The 16,943-nt window shown below is 63.2% G+C and carries 15 protein-coding genes and 3 tRNA genes; 11 read left to right on the top strand and 7 right to left on the bottom strand.

Annotated elements, in window-relative coordinates; all coding sequences use genetic code 11:
• Window position 1: 1 nt before the first annotated feature.
• Window positions 2-1,207 carry a cysteine desulfurase-like protein gene (locus tag ACFULT_RS00325; RefSeq protein WP_037111613.1) on the top strand — a complete coding sequence of 402 codons (1,206 nt, stop codon included), beginning with the start codon at window positions 2-4 and terminating at the stop codon, window positions 1,205-1,207.
• A 45-nt stretch (window positions 1,208-1,252) separates the two neighbouring features.
• Here the strand turns inward: ACFULT_RS00325 and ACFULT_RS00320 are convergent, their stop codons facing one another.
• Window positions 1,253-2,224 carry an NAD(P)H-quinone oxidoreductase gene (locus tag ACFULT_RS00320; protein ID WP_378480310.1) on the bottom strand — a complete coding sequence of 324 codons (972 nt, stop codon included), beginning with the start codon at window positions 2,222-2,224 and terminating at the stop codon, window positions 1,253-1,255.
• A 9-nt stretch (window positions 2,225-2,233) separates the two neighbouring features.
• A complete protein-coding gene (mgrA, locus tag ACFULT_RS00315; protein ID WP_037111616.1) occupies window positions 2,234-3,271 on the bottom strand; it encodes an L-glyceraldehyde 3-phosphate reductase in 1,038 nt (345 codons plus the stop codon).
• A gap of 116 nt (window positions 3,272-3,387) precedes the next feature.
• Here mgrA and ACFULT_RS00310 point away from each other — a divergent pair, with 116 nt between their 5' ends.
• Window positions 3,388-3,885: a MarR family winged helix-turn-helix transcriptional regulator gene (locus ACFULT_RS00310; protein ID WP_371828877.1), complete on the top strand. Its 498-nt coding sequence runs from the start codon at window positions 3,388-3,390 to the stop codon at window positions 3,883-3,885.
• A gap of 52 nt (window positions 3,886-3,937) precedes the next feature.
• Window positions 3,938-4,024, top strand: a tRNA-Ser gene (locus tag ACFULT_RS00305).
• 50 nt (window positions 4,025-4,074) lie between these two features.
• Here the strand turns inward: ACFULT_RS00305 and ACFULT_RS00300 are convergent.
• Window positions 4,075-4,986 (bottom strand): pseudouridine synthase, encoded by a 912-nt coding sequence (locus ACFULT_RS00300; protein ID WP_378480309.1) that lies wholly within the window; start codon window positions 4,984-4,986, stop codon window positions 4,075-4,077.
• A 75-nt stretch (window positions 4,987-5,061) separates the two neighbouring features.
• Window positions 5,062-5,388, bottom strand: a complete 327-nt coding sequence (locus ACFULT_RS00295) for an excalibur calcium-binding domain-containing protein (protein ID WP_378480308.1) — start codon at window positions 5,386-5,388, stop codon at window positions 5,062-5,064.
• Window positions 5,389-5,498: 110 nt separating this feature from the next.
• Here ACFULT_RS00295 and ACFULT_RS00290 point away from each other — a divergent pair, with 110 nt between their 5' ends.
• From ACFULT_RS00290 to ACFULT_RS00280, 3 genes are all read left to right on the top strand, one after another.
• Entirely contained in the window at window positions 5,499-5,702 is a 204-nt protein-coding gene (locus ACFULT_RS00290; protein ID WP_037111620.1) for a DUF3072 domain-containing protein, read from the top strand.
• Between the two features lie 51 nt (window positions 5,703-5,753).
• Complete coding sequence (locus ACFULT_RS00285) at window positions 5,754-6,383, top strand: hypothetical protein (RefSeq protein ID WP_378480307.1); 630 nt, start codon at window positions 5,754-5,756, stop codon at window positions 6,381-6,383.
• Between the two features lie 141 nt (window positions 6,384-6,524).
• Window positions 6,525-7,562, top strand: a complete 1,038-nt coding sequence (locus ACFULT_RS00280) for an alpha/beta hydrolase (protein ID WP_378480306.1) — start codon at window positions 6,525-6,527, stop codon at window positions 7,560-7,562.
• On the opposite strand, the gene hisC is transcribed toward ACFULT_RS00280, so the two are convergent.
• Entirely contained in the window at window positions 7,559-8,620 is a 1,062-nt protein-coding gene (gene hisC, locus ACFULT_RS00275; RefSeq protein WP_378480305.1) for a histidinol-phosphate transaminase, read from the bottom strand. The two genes, ACFULT_RS00280 and hisC, sit on opposite strands and share 4 nt — an antisense overlap.
• Before the next feature lie 91 nt (window positions 8,621-8,711).
• On the opposite strand from hisC, the gene ACFULT_RS00270 reads away from it, so the two are divergent.
• The 3 genes from ACFULT_RS00270 to ACFULT_RS00260 all read left to right on the top strand — a co-directional run bounded on the left by ACFULT_RS00270 (window position 8,712) and on the right by ACFULT_RS00260 (window position 9,745).
• Entirely contained in the window at window positions 8,712-9,464 is a 753-nt protein-coding gene (locus ACFULT_RS00270; protein ID WP_037111628.1) for a dienelactone hydrolase family protein, read from the top strand.
• 73 nt (window positions 9,465-9,537) lie between these two features.
• Window positions 9,538-9,627: transfer RNA gene (locus tag ACFULT_RS00265), tRNA-Ser, on the top strand.
• A gap of 45 nt (window positions 9,628-9,672) precedes the next feature.
• A tRNA-Arg gene (locus ACFULT_RS00260) sits at window positions 9,673-9,745 on the top strand.
• 122 nt (window positions 9,746-9,867) lie between these two features.
• Here ACFULT_RS00260 and ACFULT_RS00255 read toward each other — a convergent pair.
• Window positions 9,868-10,485 (bottom strand): NAD(P)-dependent oxidoreductase, encoded by a 618-nt coding sequence (locus tag ACFULT_RS00255; protein WP_378480304.1) that lies wholly within the window; start codon window positions 10,483-10,485, stop codon window positions 9,868-9,870.
• Window positions 10,486-10,507: 22 nt separating this feature from the next.
• The gene (locus ACFULT_RS00250; RefSeq protein ID WP_378480303.1) at window positions 10,508-11,293 is read right to left on the bottom strand and encodes an inositol monophosphatase family protein; all 786 of its coding nucleotides are present in this window, start codon (window positions 11,291-11,293) and stop codon (window positions 10,508-10,510) included.
• Window positions 11,294-11,365: 72 nt separating this feature from the next.
• Here ACFULT_RS00250 and ACFULT_RS00245 point away from each other — a divergent pair, with 72 nt between their 5' ends.
• A complete protein-coding gene (locus ACFULT_RS00245; RefSeq protein ID WP_378480302.1) occupies window positions 11,366-12,262 on the top strand; it encodes a LysR family transcriptional regulator in 897 nt (298 codons plus the stop codon).
• A 181-nt stretch (window positions 12,263-12,443) separates the two neighbouring features.
• Window positions 12,444-16,934, top strand: a complete 4,491-nt coding sequence (locus ACFULT_RS00240) for an EAL domain-containing protein (RefSeq protein ID WP_378480301.1) — start codon at window positions 12,444-12,446, stop codon at window positions 16,932-16,934.
• Window positions 16,935-16,943: the final 9 nt, after the last annotated feature.

Raw genomic sequence — 16,943 nt, 5'->3', positions numbered from 1 at the left:
CATGGGGTACGACGTCGCGCGAGTCAGGGGATCCATTCCCTCGTTGGGCGACGGCTGGATCCACCTCGATCCGCAGAACGGTATGCAGATCCCCGACCGTGTGTCGACCGCGGTGTCCACAGCGTTTCGCGGAAGTGCGCCAACTCACACTTCCGGCCACCTGTCGTCTCGTCGCAGCGCTGGTTTGCTCGACGCCGCGCGTCAGGCGATAGCGGATCTGGTCGGCGGCGATCCCGCAGGTGTCGTTCTCGGTCCGGATCGAGCGACGATGCTCGCGTGGCTCGCCGAGTCCATGTCGTCGCGCCTCGGGCTCGGGACGGGCCTTGTGCTGTCGCGCCTCGACGAGGAAGCGAACGTCGCGCCCTGGCTACGCATCGCCAACCGCTACGGGGCTCAGGTCCGGTGGGCCGAGGTCGAGATCGACACGTGCGAACTCCCCAGCTGGCAATTCGAAGAACTCATCACGACGACCACTCGCCTGGTGGCGATGACCGCGGCCTCGCCCATCGTCGGGTCGGCCCCGAACGTGCGTGTTGCGGCCGATCGTGTCCATGCCGTCGGCGGGCTGATCGTCGTGGACGCCGCAGGCGCGGCTCCGTACGCGCACGTCGACATCGAGGAATTGGGCGCTGACGTCGTCGCTGTTCAAGCGTCGGCTTGGGGTGGTCCGCAGGTGGGCGCGCTCGTCTTCCGTGATCCGGGTCTGTTGGATCGAATTCCGTCGATGTCGCTCAATCCGTTCGCGAAGGGCGTCGAGCGGCTCGAGGTGTCGGGTCATCAGTACGCGTTGCTCGCCGGTGTCGTCTCCTCGGTGGACTATCTGGCCAACCTCGACGACGCGGCTACGGGTACCCGTCGTGAGCGCTTGCAGCTGTCCATCGGTTCGCTGCAGGACTACCACGACCGGTTGTTCGATTATCTGCTGCGATCGTTGGAGAAGCTGGAGCACGTCATGGTGCTCGGCGACGCTCCCAGCCGTATCCCGACGTTGAGTTTCACCGTCGCGGACACGTCCGCCGAGAAGGTCGCCGAGCACTTGGCGCAGAACCGAATCGGCACCGTCAGTGGAATCCACAGCGGCAGTAGGCTTCTGGATGCTCTAGGCGTCAACGACGAGGGTGGCGCGGTGACCATCGGGCTCGCGCCGTACACGACGCGGTACGAGATCGATCAGCTTTCCAAGGCGTTGTCCAAGCTCCGTATGTGAGGGGAAATGTGTCCTCGGGTCAGGGCCCAGGGCCCACATTTCCACTCACGAGACGCGGAGCAGGACCTTTCCGATCGCGTCGGCGTCGAGCAGTCGATGCCCGTCTGCCGCTTCGGTTATCGGTAGTTCGGCGTGAATGATCGGGGCGACGGCGCCTTCCTCGATCAGCGGCCACAACCGTGCAGTCATGTCTGCGACGATGTCCGCCTTGCTCGACGCTCCGGTTTCCGGTCGGCCACGCAGACCCGCGGCGTGAACGGTGCCGCGCTTGGCCAGGAGTGCACCGAAGTCGAGCTCACCCTTCAGTCCGCCCTGCATCCCGATGGTGATGAGCTTCCCGTCCTTGGCAAGCGCATTTACATTGCGCCCCAAGTACTTCGCGCCCATGTTGTCGAGGATGAGGTCGGCTCCGTCGGGTAGTTTCTCGACGAAGTCCTCGTTCTTGTAGTCGATGAGGATGTCCGCGCCGAGGGATGCGCAGAAGTCGAGCTTCTCGCGTGATCCGGCCGTCACGGCGACGGTGGCGCCGAATGCTTTGGCGACCTGGATCGCGTGCGTTCCGATGCCGCTTCCGCCGCCGTGGAGGAGAACCACATGACCGGAGCGGAGGCCGCCGAACATCACGAGATTGGACCAGACTGTCGACGCGACCTCTGGAAGTGCCGCTGCCGCATGGAGATCGAGCTTGCCGGGGATGGGAAACAGCTGGGTCGACGGGACGGCGACCTGCTCTGCGTACCCGCCGCCGGCGAGGAGGGCGCAGACTTTGTCGCCGACCTTCCAGTCGTGCACTCCTTCACCGAGTTCGGAGATGATCCCCGAGCATTCGAGCCCCAACGTGTCGCTCGCCCCGGGCGGTGGCGGGTAGAAGCCTTGACGCTGCATCAGGTCGGCGCGGTTGACCGCGGTGGCTGCGACGTCGACGATGACCTGCCCGCGCTCGGGACGTGGGTCCGCTACTTCGGTCCACTGCATCACGTCGGGAGCCCCGAACTCTTTCAGCGTTATCGCATGCATGCCTGCCCCTTACCCGATATCCCAGAGATTGATGCCGAAGTCCCGTGCGTGCTCGTCGATTCGGCTCAGTTCGTCGGCGGAGAAGTCGAGGTTCTCCAGTGCACCCACGTTGTTCTCGAGCTGCTCGACACTCGATGCTCCGATGAGTACCGATGTCACGCGAGAGTCGCGCAGGGCCCAGCTCAGCGCGAGTTGCGCGAGTGTCTGTCCACGTGAGGTAGCGATGTCGTTCAGTCCGCGAAGGTGGGCGACGTGTTCGTCGGTGAACCAGTCAGGGTTCAGCGACTTGCCCTGTGTTGCGCGTGAGCCGTCGGGAATCCCGTTCAGGTATTTGTCGGTCAGCATGCCTTGCGCGAGGGGAGAGAACGCGATGGTGCCTGCGCCGACCGAGGCGAGGGCGTCGAGCAACCCGTCCTCGATCCATCTGTTGACCATGGAGTACGACGGCTGGTGGATCAGCAGGGGCACACCGGCCGCGGACAGGAGTTCGGCCATCTTCGTCGTGTTCTCAGGCGTGTAGGAGCTGATCCCGACGTACAGAGCCTTGCCCTGCTGCACGGCGCTGATCAACGCCCCTGCCGTCTCCTCGAGGGGTGTCTCGTGGTCGGGTCGGTGGCTGTAGAAGATGTCGACGTAGTCCAGGCCCATTCGATGCAGCGATTGGTCCAGCGACGACAGAAGGTACTTCCGCGATCCGCCGAAGCCGTACGGCCCCGGCCACATGTCCCACCCGGCCTTGCTGGAGATGACCAGTTCGTCGCGGTAGCCGGCGAAGTCTTCGCGCAGAATGCGTCCGAAGTTCTTCTCGGCACTGCCGTACGGCGGTCCGTAGTTGTTGGCGAGGTCGAAGTGGGTTATTCCCAGGTCGAAGGCTCTGCGGAGCACTGCGCGCTGGGTCTGCAGCGGGGCATCGTCGCCGAAGTTGTGCCACAGGCCCAGCGAGATCGCGGGGAGCTTCAGGCCACTGGTGCCGGTTCGCCGATACTGCATCGAGTCGTAGCGATCTGCAGCCGCGACGTACGGGGGATCGATATGGGGTTCGGACATGCACCGAGCCTATTCCGACCGCCCGTAACGGACATCGAGCGGGAGCGTCGCCCAGGGAGTGACTGGAAAGGACCGCTGAGCTACTCATCGGTAGCTCTGGTGCCTAATATGGTCGGGTGACGGCCGAACGATCCTTTGGTCCAGGGGGGGACCCGCAGTGGTTAGATGCTGCGGAAATGAGAGCGTGGCGCGCCTATATCGACGGCGGCCAACGATTGCAGGGGGTACTCAACAAAGATTTGCAGGACGCGCACAACCTGACGATGGCGGAATACCGCATCCTCGTGATGCTGTCGGAATCATCCGATGGCTCGCTGCGGATGAGCGACCTGGCCGACGGTGTGCTGTCGTCGAGGTCTCGCCTGACGCATCAGATCAGGCGCATGGAGTCCGACGGCATGGTCGAACGCAGCACGTGCGTCGACGACGGGCGGGGTGTCCTTGCCGTCATCACTGCCATGGGTCGCCGCCGACTGGAGGAAGCGGCACCGACTCATGTCACCAGCGTCAGGAAGCATCTCGTCGATCTGTTGACGGCCCGTGAACTCGCGGTTCTCGGCGACATCTTCGAAAAGGTCGACGCAGCGATGGGGAGCCCGACGGGCCGGGGGTGATTGGCCCCTGACCGGCAGAACCGTTTAGGATCGTCTTTCGTCGGTAGACGATGGAAGCGTGGCAGAGCGGCCCAATGCACTCGCCTTGAAAGCGAGAGACGTCCAAAAGCGTCCGGGGGTTCAAATCCCTCCGCTTCCGCAGCACGACGACGGCCCCGGTGCTCACCGGGGCCGTCGTCGTTTCGTTCGTCATGTCAGGGCGTGATCCAGGCGTCGGGAAGTCTGAAACTGTCTGGATCTGCCGGTCAGCGGGTCGGTGAATTCCATCTCCGAGGCCAAGAGTTGCAAGGGCTCCGTGAAGTCGTCGACGGCTCGGTCGGTGGGATGCGGATAAAGATCGTCGCCGACGATGGGGGTCCCCATCGAGTTCATGTGGAGGCGTAGCTGATGGGTACGTCCTGTTGTCGGGTGAAGTCGATAGTGTCCCAGCGTATTTCGGTGGGCAAGGAGTTCGACGGTGGTGTGCGCATTCGGCTCGCCCGCGACTTCTCGGGCGGCGAAGTCGTATTTTTCCTTGACGATGCGACTCGATACTTCGCGCGGAAAGTGGAGTGCAGGATCGTAACCGGCCACGGCCTCGTAGACCTTGCGTACTTTTCGGTCCTGGAACAGGGTCTGGTAAGCGCCGCGTACGGTCGGATCGATCACGAACAGCACGAGACCTGCAGTGACTCGATCCAGTCGGTGCGCCGGAATCAGATGCGGCAGAGCCAATTCCTGGCGTAGGCGCACCAATGCTGTCTGCAGAATGTGTCCGCCGCGCGGGATGGTCGGCAGGAAGTGGGGTTTGTCGATCACCAGGATCGTGTCGTCGCGGTAGACGATGGGGATGTCGAACGGGACCACGGTTTCGACGGGGAGATCGCGATGGAACCAGACGGCCCCGCCCGGGGCGTACGCGGTGTCGCGGCTGACAGGACCTTGCATGTCGACGATGGCATCCGCGTCGAACATCTCGTCGATGCGGTCCGGTGACATCCGTGGTTCGGTCGCGACGAGGAATTCACGCACGGTGACCCACCGGCCACCTTCCGGCATTCGTACCCGGGCTGGATCCAGGCCGTGCCTTTTCGGCAACGGGGGTTGCTGCCGTCGTCTCACCGACCGACGGTACCGAGTTCGCACTTGTGCAGGCAAAACGCAGCCCGAAAGCTGCACAAGTGCGAACTCGAGGGATTACTCGCAGCCGATGCCGTCGTTGTCGCGGTCGAGGTGCGGGCCGTAGCCGTATTCGTCGCGGTAGACGGGGGCAGCCCCTGCGTCGCGAGCCTCGGTGCAGTTCTTGTACTGGAACGTGGACTGTGGCCGGGGTGCTGCCTGAGGCGCGACACGTGGTGCGGGAGCCGGCTGCACGAACGCGGGGCAGAACTGCGACGAACCGGAGTTGCAGAGGAAGTCTGCGACGGGATCGGCGCTTGCAACGGCTGGACTGATGGCCATCGTGGCAGCGAGGGCGATACCGCCCAATCCGAGACGGGCGAGCATGGAGGTCTTGCTGGTCATAGGTGTGGCTCCTGAGCTGAGGGGGTTTCAATCGTCGAGCAGGTGTGATCAAACGGTCAATCATCTGCGCGAATGAGTTTGGAATCCGACGCTCGTGCGTATACGAACGTATGAGCGAAAACGAGCAGGTCAACCAGAACCCCGAGAAGGATCCCGATCAGTGGGTGACCGGCGACGAGCCGATCACCGGTCCGCAGGAAAGCTACTTGAACACGCTGGCGCAGGAAGCAGGCGAGGACGTGCCGGCCGATCTGACCAAAGCCCAGGCGTCGGAAATGATCGACAAACTGCAGGGCGAAACCGGACGCGGATAACCATCCCCGACGGGTGAGGACTGCCTGGGCGGAGCCCGCGACAATCGGCCGGTGAATGCGCAGGGGCTGCGGCGGGAGTCGTGGGGGTTCGTCGTCGGTTCGCTGCTGTTCGGTTTGGCCGCGGTGCCTGCGTATGGGCACTGGGTAGGGGTCGACGTCGACAACGTCACCTACTTCGTGGGTTCGTTGTTCTTCACCGCGTCGGGTTTCATCGCGTTGAGGCTCAGTGGGCGCCCGGTACCCGGTTCGGAGTCGGAGAAGGTGGAGCACTTCGACTGGTGGGCGGCTGCGGTGCAGTTGGTGGGTACCGTTCTGTTCAACGTGAGCACGGGTGTTGCCCTGGTGGCCGGGTTGACGGCGGCCCAGGCGGACAAGTGGGTGTGGCGTCCCGATGTGTTCGGCTCGGCGGCTTTTCTCGTTGCGAGCACGCTCGCTGTCGTAGCGACCACCGAAACGGACAAATTGTGGGATCCGCATGCTCGTAACTGGCGGAGCACGTGGTTGAACATGATCGGTTCGATCGCGTTCGGTTTCTCGGCGGTGGGGGCATTCATCAGGCCTGCGACCGGGGATCCGGCGAACGCATCGATGGCGAATCTGGGGACGCTCGTCGGTGCACTGTGTTTCTTCGCTGCGGCCCTGCTCATGCGGCCTTTGGGACGAGTCCCAAACAACTCGTAGAACTTTTGTACGACCCTCCTTACGACTATTGTGAGCGGAACCACAGCTCGCGGCACGGCTGCCTACCGGTGAGTTACCTTGTGGAACAGATGTTGTTCGTGTTGCGCCGGAGACGGGGTGACGGGGGAGGATGGATCAGTAATGCACCGTCGTGTTCTGGCAGCGCTCGGAACCGGTATCGCGCTGTCGATACTCGGGTCCGGTGTGGTGTCTGCCCAGCCGCTCCCCGGGACCGGTAGCTCGGAGGGGGCCCCGGCACCGTTCTCGCAGTCTTCGCCCGCCACATCTGCGCGTATCGACAAGGTCGAGATGTTGACCGATCGTCGTGCAGCGGTTTTCGTGGACTCGCCTGCAATGGGCAAGATCGTCCAGGTTCAGGTTCTGCTTCCCGCCGCGCAAGCTGTCTCCCGGCCCACGCTGTACGTGCTCGACGGCGTCAGCGCAGGCAAGGAATCCAACTACGCGGAGAGCACGTGGACGCAGAAGACCGACATCGTCGACTTCTTCGCCAACAAGAACGCCAACGTCGTTCTGCCGGTGGGTGGTTCGAGTAGCTACTACACCGACTGGAACGTTCCGGACCCCATCCTCGGTGTGAACATGTGGGAGACGTTCCTGACGCAGGAGCTCCCACCGCTGATCGACGCGCGGTTCTCCGGCAACGGCACCAACGCTATCGCCGGTGTGTCCATGGGCGCACAGGCCGCGATGGATCTCATCACCCGTCACCCGGATCTCTACACCGGCGTCGCGGGGCTGAGCGGGTGCTACGACAACTCGCAGAACAACTTGAAGGACGCAGTGCGCGCAACGGTCGCGATGAACGGCGGCAACGCAACCAACATGTGGGGCGAGAACGCCGACCTCCGCTGGGTCGAGCACGATCCATCGCGTAATGCAGAAGCGTTGCGCGGCAAGGATGTCTACATCTCCGTCGGTACCGGACTGCCCGGTCCGTACGAGCTCGGCCCCGGTGGAAGCGGACTGGAGGTAGCAGCGCAGGGTGGCCCGCTCGAGGCTGCTGCGCTCTACTGCACCACTCTGTTCGATACGCGGCTGCGCTCACTCGACATCGACGCGACCGTCGTCTATCGCCCCTACGGCATTCATCAGTGGGTGTACTGGCAGGACGATCTACGCGAGTCCTGGCCGACGCTCGAGCGGGCTCTGGGCCTCTAGAGGGCCGCGGTCGCCGCGTAGTTCAGAAATGCGTCGTTCTCGTGCGGGTCACCGATGGTGATCCGCACGCCATCGTTTCCGTAGGCACGCAACAGGATTCCGGCCTCGGCCGACCCTTCCGCGAAGGCGCCGGAGCGGTCGCCGAGCGGAAGGAACACGAAGTTCGCGTCGGAATGTGCTACGTCGTAGCCGTATCCGATCAGCGCGTTTCGTACGCGCTCACGTTCCGCCACCAGCGCATCGGTGCGGGCAAGAAGCTCGTCCTTGGACGCCAGCGATGCCAAGGCGGCTTGCTGTGCAATGGAGTTGACGGCGAATGCGATGCGCACCTTGCCGAGAGCGGTGATGATCGACGGATCGCCGACGGCATAGCCCACGCGCAACCCGGCGAGTCCGTACGCCTTGGAGAAAGTACGCAGGACCAGCACGTTACGACGACCACGGGCCAACTCGACTCCGTCGGTGTAATCGCCTTCGGGGTTCTCGCGGGCGTACTCGAAGTAGGCCTCGTCGAGCACGACGAGTACATGCGCAGGCACGGCGTCGAGGAAGTGCTCGAGCTTCGAACGACGGACCACCGTGCCGCTCGGGTTGTTGGGGTTGCAGACGAACACCACACGGGTGCGGTCGGTGATCGCCGCGAGCATCGCGTCCAGGTCGTGGACGTGGTTCGCGTCGAGCGGTACCTGCACGGGGGTTGCTCCGGCGACACGGGTGATGATCGGATACGCCTCGAACGAGCGCCACGCGAACACCACTTCGTCACCCGGTCCGCAGGTGATCTGGACGACCTCCTGGCAGAGTGCGACGGAGCCGTTGCCTGCCGCGACGTTCTCGGGTGCGACTTTCAATTCCGAGGCGAGGGCTGCGACCAATTCGGTGGCGAGGATGTCCGGGTAGCGGTTGACGCCTGCCGCGGCTTCGAGAATCTTCGCCTGAACGCTCGGCAGCGGCCCCTGGGTGGTCTCGTTGCTGGCCAGCTTGATCGCCCCGGGAAAGTTGCGGCCGGGTACGTAGGCGGGGATGGCGTCGAGGTCGGTGCGTATGCGAGCGGTCACGGCTCACATTATGCGCCTGGCGTTCATGTGCTTTTTCTGTGTGTCCGCCGGTATTGATGCGAGCACCGCACGAGCGCACTAGTTTGGGTTCATGTCGGGAATCTTCACGGATGTGGCAGTGCTCCGAATCGATGTCGACCCCGGTGTGGTGGAAGCCGACACCGAGCAACCACCTGCGGTGCAGCAGAAAGTCCCCCTCACCGCCATCGAGCCCGACGGCAGTGTGCGCGGCGGCATCGTCGTCCTGCACGAGTCCCGCGAGATCCCGGCGTCGCTGCTGGATCTGTTGCGCGCCCTCGCGCTGGAGGGTTGGTTGGCCGTCGCTCCTGACCTTTTCCATCGCGACGCCGACACCGACGGCGACGAGGTCTTCGGCGAGAACCTCTTCGCCGACTTCGACGCCACGTTCGACTGGCTCACCACTCGAGGCGTCTATCCGGACTGCGTCGGCGTCATCGGGTTCGACGACGCTGGGACCGCCGCGCTGATCGTCGCCACCAATCGTCCCATCGGTGCAGCTGTCAGCGTCGCCGCAGCCGGGATTCTCGAGCCGTTGAACGACGACGCCGTCGCGCTCGTCGAAGCCGCGCCGTCGCTTCAGGCGCCGTGGCTCGGCCTGTACGGCGAGAACGACCCCAAGACCCCACCCGAGCACATCGAGAGCCTTCGGGAGGCGGCGACGAAAGCGTCCGTGGCAACCAATGTGGTCAGTTACGGCGGACTCGGTCACCGAGCTGATGCCCCGCCGTCACCCGGTAGTGCCGAGGACGGGGATCCGACGGCGGCTGCCCTCGTCGAAGCGCAGACCCGAATCTTCGACTGGTTCGACTCATTCCTTCGCTGACCAGCCGTTTTGCGTTAACCGTGTAGGCATGTGTAATCTTCTTCCTCGGCGGTCCGAGAGGGCCGGCAGCCTAGGAGGCGTGCCAGAGCGGCCGAATGGGAGTCACTGCTAATGACTTGACCCTTCACCGGGTCCGGAGGTTCAAATCCTCTCGCCTCCGCCACGGTTGGTAGAGTTCTACCGGCCAGCAAGACCAATTGAATAGCACGCGCCCGTAGCTCAACGGATAGAGCACTTGACTACGGATCAAGAGGTTAGGGGTTCGAATCCCTTCGGGCGCACAGAAGAAAATGCCCCGAGCTGCAGCGATGCAGTTCGGGGCATTCTCGTTTCCGGACCGACTCGACAGTCACTCGACGCAGCCTGCGGTGCGGCTGAAAGTGTCGAAGGCTCCCGCAGGGTTTCACCCGCGCACAGGGATCACTGTTACTCCGGGGAAGGCGCAGCTCTCGGCTTCGTCGAGCATCGCCGCGGCGACGGTTGCGCGGCTGATTGTCGCGGGGAAGATCCTTCGTGGGGCATCTGCGAGCTCAACTGTCTTCCATGTGTCTGCACGCAGTTTGTCGGTCAGCGGTCCAGCATGGAAGACGGTTCCTCCCGCATCGAGCACCGCAGCGTCTGCACTTACTTTGTCGGGCAGTTCTTTTCCCATGACGCGACGCAGTAGCCATCGGGTGAACGCGCCGGCGGCCTCGCCTGAGGTACCCGTTCCGAAGGCGCCGAGCCAGATGATTCGGGATGGTCGGGCGGCGATGATGCTTCGCGCGCCTGCGTCGAGGGTTCCGACACCACCTGTGGTGACCCCGAGACCTGAGATCACGATGGTGCCGGGGTCGATGACACGCTCGATGGATTCGGCGTCGAACACGTCGGCCGACACCTTCGTCAGGTGCGGGGCGTCAGGAAGGGCGATTCGGCCGGGATCGCGCGCTATGGCGACAACGGTATGTCCGCGTTCGAGTGCTTGCCCGGTCAGCTGGTGTCCGGTAGCGCCCGACGCGCCGAGGATGGTGATGTGCATGACTTGCTGCCTTTTCGATCGATCAGATGGAGGAGAGGGTGGCCGAAGCCTGTTGCGCGAGCGATCTATTGGACACGAGAATGTCGGCGCTTCCCGGGTGCCACGGGGTCCCGTCGATTCGCGTTGCGATTCCGCCGGCTTCGGTGGCGAGAAGTAGTCCGGCTGCCACGCCGGGGAGCGTGGGGCGATATTGCCAGAAGATGTCGGCGTGGCCCGCCGCCACGGACAGAAGTGGGAAGGTCGACGGCACGGTTGCGCGCACCAACAAGCTCTGGCCCAGCAGTGCCTCGACCGACCGAGATATCGCCTGGTGAGTGTCAGTCTGTCCGTGCTCTGCCTGACCGGTGAGAGCAACGGCGTCGGCGAGGTCGCGCTTGCGAGCCACATGAAGTTCGGTAGTGCCCAGGTACGCGCCGCCGCCGGTGACCGCGGTGTAGGTCCTGTCTCCGATCGGTTGCCGAACCACCGTGAGTGTGGGAGCGCCGTCGACGACGAGTGTGACCGTCACGCACCACTCGCCGGATCCGTGGACGTGATTGACGTTTCCTTCCACCGCGTCGACAACCCACCACTCGCCGTCCGGTAGCGAGGTGGACGACAGAGTGTCCGGCAGCCACTGGGCACTCGGTCGAAGCGAGGCGAGTTCATCCCTTAGGCCGGAGACCGCGTCCTCGTTCCGGCGCATGGCGTCGAACAATTGGGTCCGGTCGGTGGGGCGGCTGTCGGGATCGAACAAGGTCAGGAGCGTCTCGCCTGCGGCGTGTGCGACCTCCTCGACCTGAGAGAGAAGTGTGCTGGAGATGTCCATGTCGCCAAGTTAGGCTCCGGGAACAGTTAACTCCAGTGCAATATTGGAAACTACTAGTTTACCCTCGTGCATGTGGATCTGAACTTGCTACTGGCCCTGGATGCTTTGCTCGAAGAGAACAGCGTCCAGGGTGCGGCCGATCGGATGCGGCTCTCAGCCCCGGCAATGAGTCGTGCCCTGGGGCGAATCAGACGTGCGACGGGTGACGACATTCTCGTGAGATCGGGCCGAACGATGGCGCCGACCCCCCGTGCTCTGGAGATAAGAGACGAGGCCGGTGATCTCGTACGCCGCGCGAGTGCTCTACTGACTCCCCGGCGCGAGGTGGACCTCGCTCGAGTCGACAGGACGTTCGTCGTCCGGTGTCACGATGCGCTCCTCGGCACGCTCGCGCCGCGTTTGCTCGATATGGTGGCCGACGCAATGCCTCAGGTTTCCATACGGTTCGTGGCAGAGGCCGCGAACGACGACCTCGATGTGCAGCGTGGGCGTGTCGATCTCGATATCGGAGCCACCAGCGCTCCTGCTCCGGACATCTCGTCGACATTCGTGGGAACAGACAGGGTGGTAGCTGCGATGCGGCCAGGGAATCCACTCGCGTCGGACGTTGTCACGGCGGCGTCGTTCGCTTCCGCTCGACATGTCATCGTGTCGAGGAGAGGGCGTGATCGAGACCGCGTCGACGAGGTCCTGGGGGGCATAGGCCTCGATCGACGCGTGTGCGCGGTTGTTCCGACGAGCTCCTCGGCGTTGGAACTTGTATCGGACTCGGATCTCGTTGCCGTAGTAGCGGAAGGCATGTGCGCCGCCCCAATGCGGCGGTTCGGGATCGTCGCCAGAAGTCTCCCGTTCGAGTTGCCAGGCAGTCCCGTCCACATTCTGTGGCACCGACGCAACGACAGCGACCCGCCGCACGCGTGGCTGCGGTCACGGGCGAGGGACGTTCTGGACGCAGTGCTCACGAAGTAGGTCGAACGCGGCGGCGTTCGAACACTGTTGGAAAACTCGCCTCGAATGTTGCCCCGGTCATTGTCCGTGCGACACACTGCGCGGTGCGCCAGTATGGCAGAGTGAGGTGCTCGAGGCCCTTCTAGGCCGTCGGGTGGGTCGTTCGAAGGGGAGCCTTGTGCGCGAGGATTCGGATGAAACCGTGCCGACATTGCGGGTGATCGTTGTCGGTAGTTCAGCTGGTGGGCTCGACGCTCTGACGTCGATGCTCGGAGTAGTCGAGGTCGGCCTTGGCTGGTGCGTAGTGGTAGCCCAGCACATGGCGCCGACAGAGGCCAGCGAGCTTGCCCACATTCTCGATCGTACGACAGACCTGCAGGTCGTCGAAGCTGTCGACGGGGCTCCACTTCGCGCGGACACCGTTTTCATCGCACCACCGGGCCACGACATCTTGGTCGATGGTCATCGCATCGCAATCGAAGCCCCCAGTGCGAACACTCGGCCGTGGCCCAGTATCGATCGTCTGTTCATCTCCGCGGCGCGGGCGTTCGAGGACAGGTCTGTCGCCGTCGTCCTGTCCGGTACCGGAAACGACGGAGCGTCGGGAGTCGAGGCCGTCGAGTCAGCCGGCGGTCTCGTTGCGGTACAAGAACTGGCAACAGCGGCCTTCGAGCCGATGCCGGCGGCCACATTTGCAACTGGATCGGTGGATATCGAGGCACCGGCGCAGGACATCCCCCGTGAACTGAAGCGCTACCTCGACAACAACACACTGATGGACTACGGCGGTTCACTCACAGATGACCTCGCCGATACCGTCCATCTCGGTCCGGCGCACCTCGACGACATTCTCGAGGCATTGCACGCAGAGACCGGACTCGACTTCTCGGGATACAAGACCTCGACACTGGAACGTCAAATCGCCCGGCGACAAAGACTTCTGAACATCGGAAGCGCGAGCTCGTATGCCACTCTTCTGCGTGATGCTCCCACCGAGGCATCGGCACTGTCGAGGGCGCTTCTCGTGACCGTGACAGCGTTCTTTCGTGACCGGGATGTCTGGGACGGTATCCGCGAGCATCTACGCACAGCAGTCGAAGCATCGGGATCCGATCAGGTCCGAATTTGGGTGCCCGGCTGCGCAAGTGGTCAAGAGGCCTACACAATCGCAATGCTGGCTGCGGACGTACTCGGTATCGAAGCCGACGAACTGTCCAGTCGTGTGAAGATCTTCGCCACGGACCTCGACGAGCACGCCTTGAATGTCGCGCGAGCCGGTAAGTACCCATCGAGCGAGGCCGATGAGATTCCTGAGAATTATCGTCGCCGGTGGACGCGCATAGTCGACGGCACTGTGGAAATGCTTCCTGCACTGCGCGAGAGCATCGTGTTCGCTCGTCACAATGTGGCGTTCGACCCGCCGTTTCCCAACCTCGATCTGATCTCCCTGCGCAACACGCTGATCTACTTTCAACCGCGACTCCAGGAGCAAGTTCTACATCTGTGCCAGTTCGCCCTGAATCCGAAAGGGTTGCTGCTGCTCGGTCAGAGCGAACGCGTTCCACGTACCGATGAGGCGTTCACGGTCGTCGATCCCGATCGCCGCCTGTATCGCAGGCGTCAGCATCTCCGTGTGCTCGGGCTTCCACTACGCGGAGTCTTCCCGCTCACCCGTTCACCGAAACAAGCCGAGCAGGTGGATGTTTCGACGCACACTTCCGTCGCCGATCGGGAGTTCTACCGCGACATCGTCAGATCCGTGGTGCCCGCGGCGCTTATCGTCGACGACAGGTCGATCCTCATCGAGGTGGTCGGTGATGTCGGGAAGTGGTGCACGATAAGCGAAGGCGTACACAGTGGCAGTGTCGTCGACCTTCTGAAGGAGCAATACCGCGCGACGGTTCGTGCCATGCTCAGCCAAGTTCAGCACAGTGCCCCGAAAGCGACGACCCGAACGATTCGATCCGACGAGGCAACTACCCGGATATCGGTCACCCGGATCGGCTCCTCCCTTGCCGACGGCAGCGGCGATGGCGCGATTGTTGCCTTCGACTCCGAACCGGTCCTTCACGTCGGCCCGGATCCGGAAACAGTGGGTACTGCAGTAGATTTCAGCGACGAACTCGAGACCGTCTACGACGCACTCCAGGCGACAGTCGAGGACCTCAGCACAGCCAACGAGGAACTGCAAGCCCTGAACGAGGAACTGCAGGCATCGTCGGAGGAGCTGCAGGCGTCGTCCGAGGAAGTGCAGGCGTCCAACGAAGAACTCGAAGCGACCAACGAAGAACTGACGACGCTGAACCAAGAGCTCACAACGCGCGGAACCGAATTGACGCGTGCGAACATCGATCTGGAGAATATTCAGAGTTCCCTCACGAATGGACTGGTCCTGCTCGACAGAGACCTCCGCGTCACTCGGTTCACGCCCCTGGCGGTACGTCTGTTCTCGCTCATACCGTCGGACATCGGACGGACTCTCAGTGCGGTCCCGACGGCCATCACCGTTCCCGGACTCGACGACGCGCTGCAGAGAACATTGGGCGGGGATTCGATACTCATCGAGCTCGAAAGCGACCAGCGTGACTTGCTGATGCAGACGCAGCCCTATCGCGGAGACAACAGCGAGATCCTCGGCGTCATCGTCGTGGTCATCGACGTCAGCGACATCACAGCCGAGCGGCGGGCGCGCGAACGGGCCTTGACCAACCTCGAAATAGTGACCGAGTCCATTCGAGAACTCGTCTGGCAACGCGACACGTCCGGAGTGTTGACCCTCCTGACCCGCCGAGTAGAGGAGCTGTACGGTCTGGACCGCACCCGCGTCCTGGCCGACCCGTCGCTTCTCCGGGCTGCAGTGCACCCCGACGATCGCGAGCGTGTAGCTGCGGTCTCCGCGTCGACGGACCAGAGTTGGCAGATTCAGTACCGAATCATCCGACCGGACGGCACGATCCGATGGATCGACGAGTCGGCCGCCTATATGCAACCACCCGACGGGTCGCCGCCGGTGCGAGTGGGCAGCGCATTCGATATTTCGGATCAGAAAGAGCTCGCGGCGCGTATCGACGGCCAAGCCAAGCTCATCGAGTCGCTGTTTCTCAACTCGTCCCTGGGTCTGCTCCTGGTCGACGGTCGGGGGCGGATCGAGCGGGTCAGCCCCGTGATCGAAGCCATGACCGGATACACCGCCGACGCGCTCGAAGGGCGCATCCTGTCCAGTCTCATACCGTCGATTCGGCACGACAACGAGAACCGGGCACCGACGAATCGCGCGCTGGTTCGCGCTGACGGACACACTGTTCCGGCTTCTGTCGAGTTCGTCGACGGTGCCGGGGTGGGTCGATCCGTTGTCGTCGTACAGGACAGTTCGCGGTTGCGCCGTCTGAGTGCAGAGCTGGCCGCGCATGAGCAGTTCGATCAGCAGACCGGCCTGCTCACGCGCACGTTCTTTCGTGCCCGTGCCACCGATGTGGTCGCTGCGAGCAACGACCCGTCCGCGGTGCTGTGGATCGACCTCGACGGCTTCAAGGAAGTCAACGACAGGTTGGGCCATCGGAACGGTGATCTGGTTCTCGGTGTCGTCGCCCATCGTCTGAAAGGCGCAGTGCGCAAGGACAACCTGATCGGAAGGTTCGGAGGTGACGAGTTCGCAATACTGGTCAGTCGCGCAGACGATCTGGATGCTCTCGACAGTCTGGTTCACCGAATATTGAATGTCGTACGCGAGCCGATCGTTGTCGACGAGTCCCACGCCTTCGTGTCGGCGTCCATCGGAATAGCCGTACAACCGACCGACGGCAACACAGCTGACGAGTTGCTCCACAACGCAGACGTCGCAATGTATTCGGCAAAGCAGAACGGCCGCGACCAACACGTCTACTTCACTACTGAGATGGACCGCGATGCCGACGCGCGTGCAACTGTGCGCCACCAGCTCTCAGCGGCGGTGAGGTCCCGCGATTTCGAGCTGCATTACCAACCGATTCGTTCGATCGCGACCGGTGACATAGCGATGATCGAGGCTCTCGTTCGGTGGAGGCGAGACGGTGAGCTGGTCAGTGCGGGCGAATTCATCGATATCGCGGCCGACACCGGCCAACTCCGCGCCCTCGGCCATCTCGTACTGGACTGCCTCATCGAGGACGTCGGTACACTGCACGAACGGTTCGGAGCCGACCATCCACGCGTGGCGGTCAACATGTCAGCCACTGAACTACGTGAGCGCGACCTGATGGACAGACTCCTAGGATGGCGCCCGGCAGCGGGGTTCGAGAAGATCGTCATCGAAGTCACCGAGCAGATCACCCTCACACCCGGTGACCGCGCGTTCGGTGTTCTCACTCTTCTACAGAGACTGGGCGCAACGATCAGTATCGACGACTTCGGTACCGGCTACTCCAATTTGGAGTTGCTCGGCCAACTCAAACCGGGAATCATCAAGATCGACCGCTCGCTGACCGAACGCGCGGCCGAGGACTCGCGGGGGGAACGCATACTCGAAGCAGCGGTAGGGCTCGCACACGCCCTCGAGACCACTGCAGTCATCGAGGGGGTGGGGGACGCGAGGTTGTCGGCTGTCGCGGTGGAATCCGGAGCCGAGCTGGCTCAGGGCTACCACCTCGGACGACCGATGTCCCTGGCGGACATCATCGATTCGATCGCCGGTGATCCGGCGGCCGATCCAACGTGATGTGAATCG

Origin of the sequence: Rhodococcus sp. NPDC057297 (assembly GCF_042667435.1) — a bacterium.
GTDB lineage: Bacteria > Actinomycetota > Actinomycetes > Mycobacteriales > Mycobacteriaceae > Rhodococcoides.
This window is presented reverse-complemented; position numbering and strand designations above follow the sequence as displayed.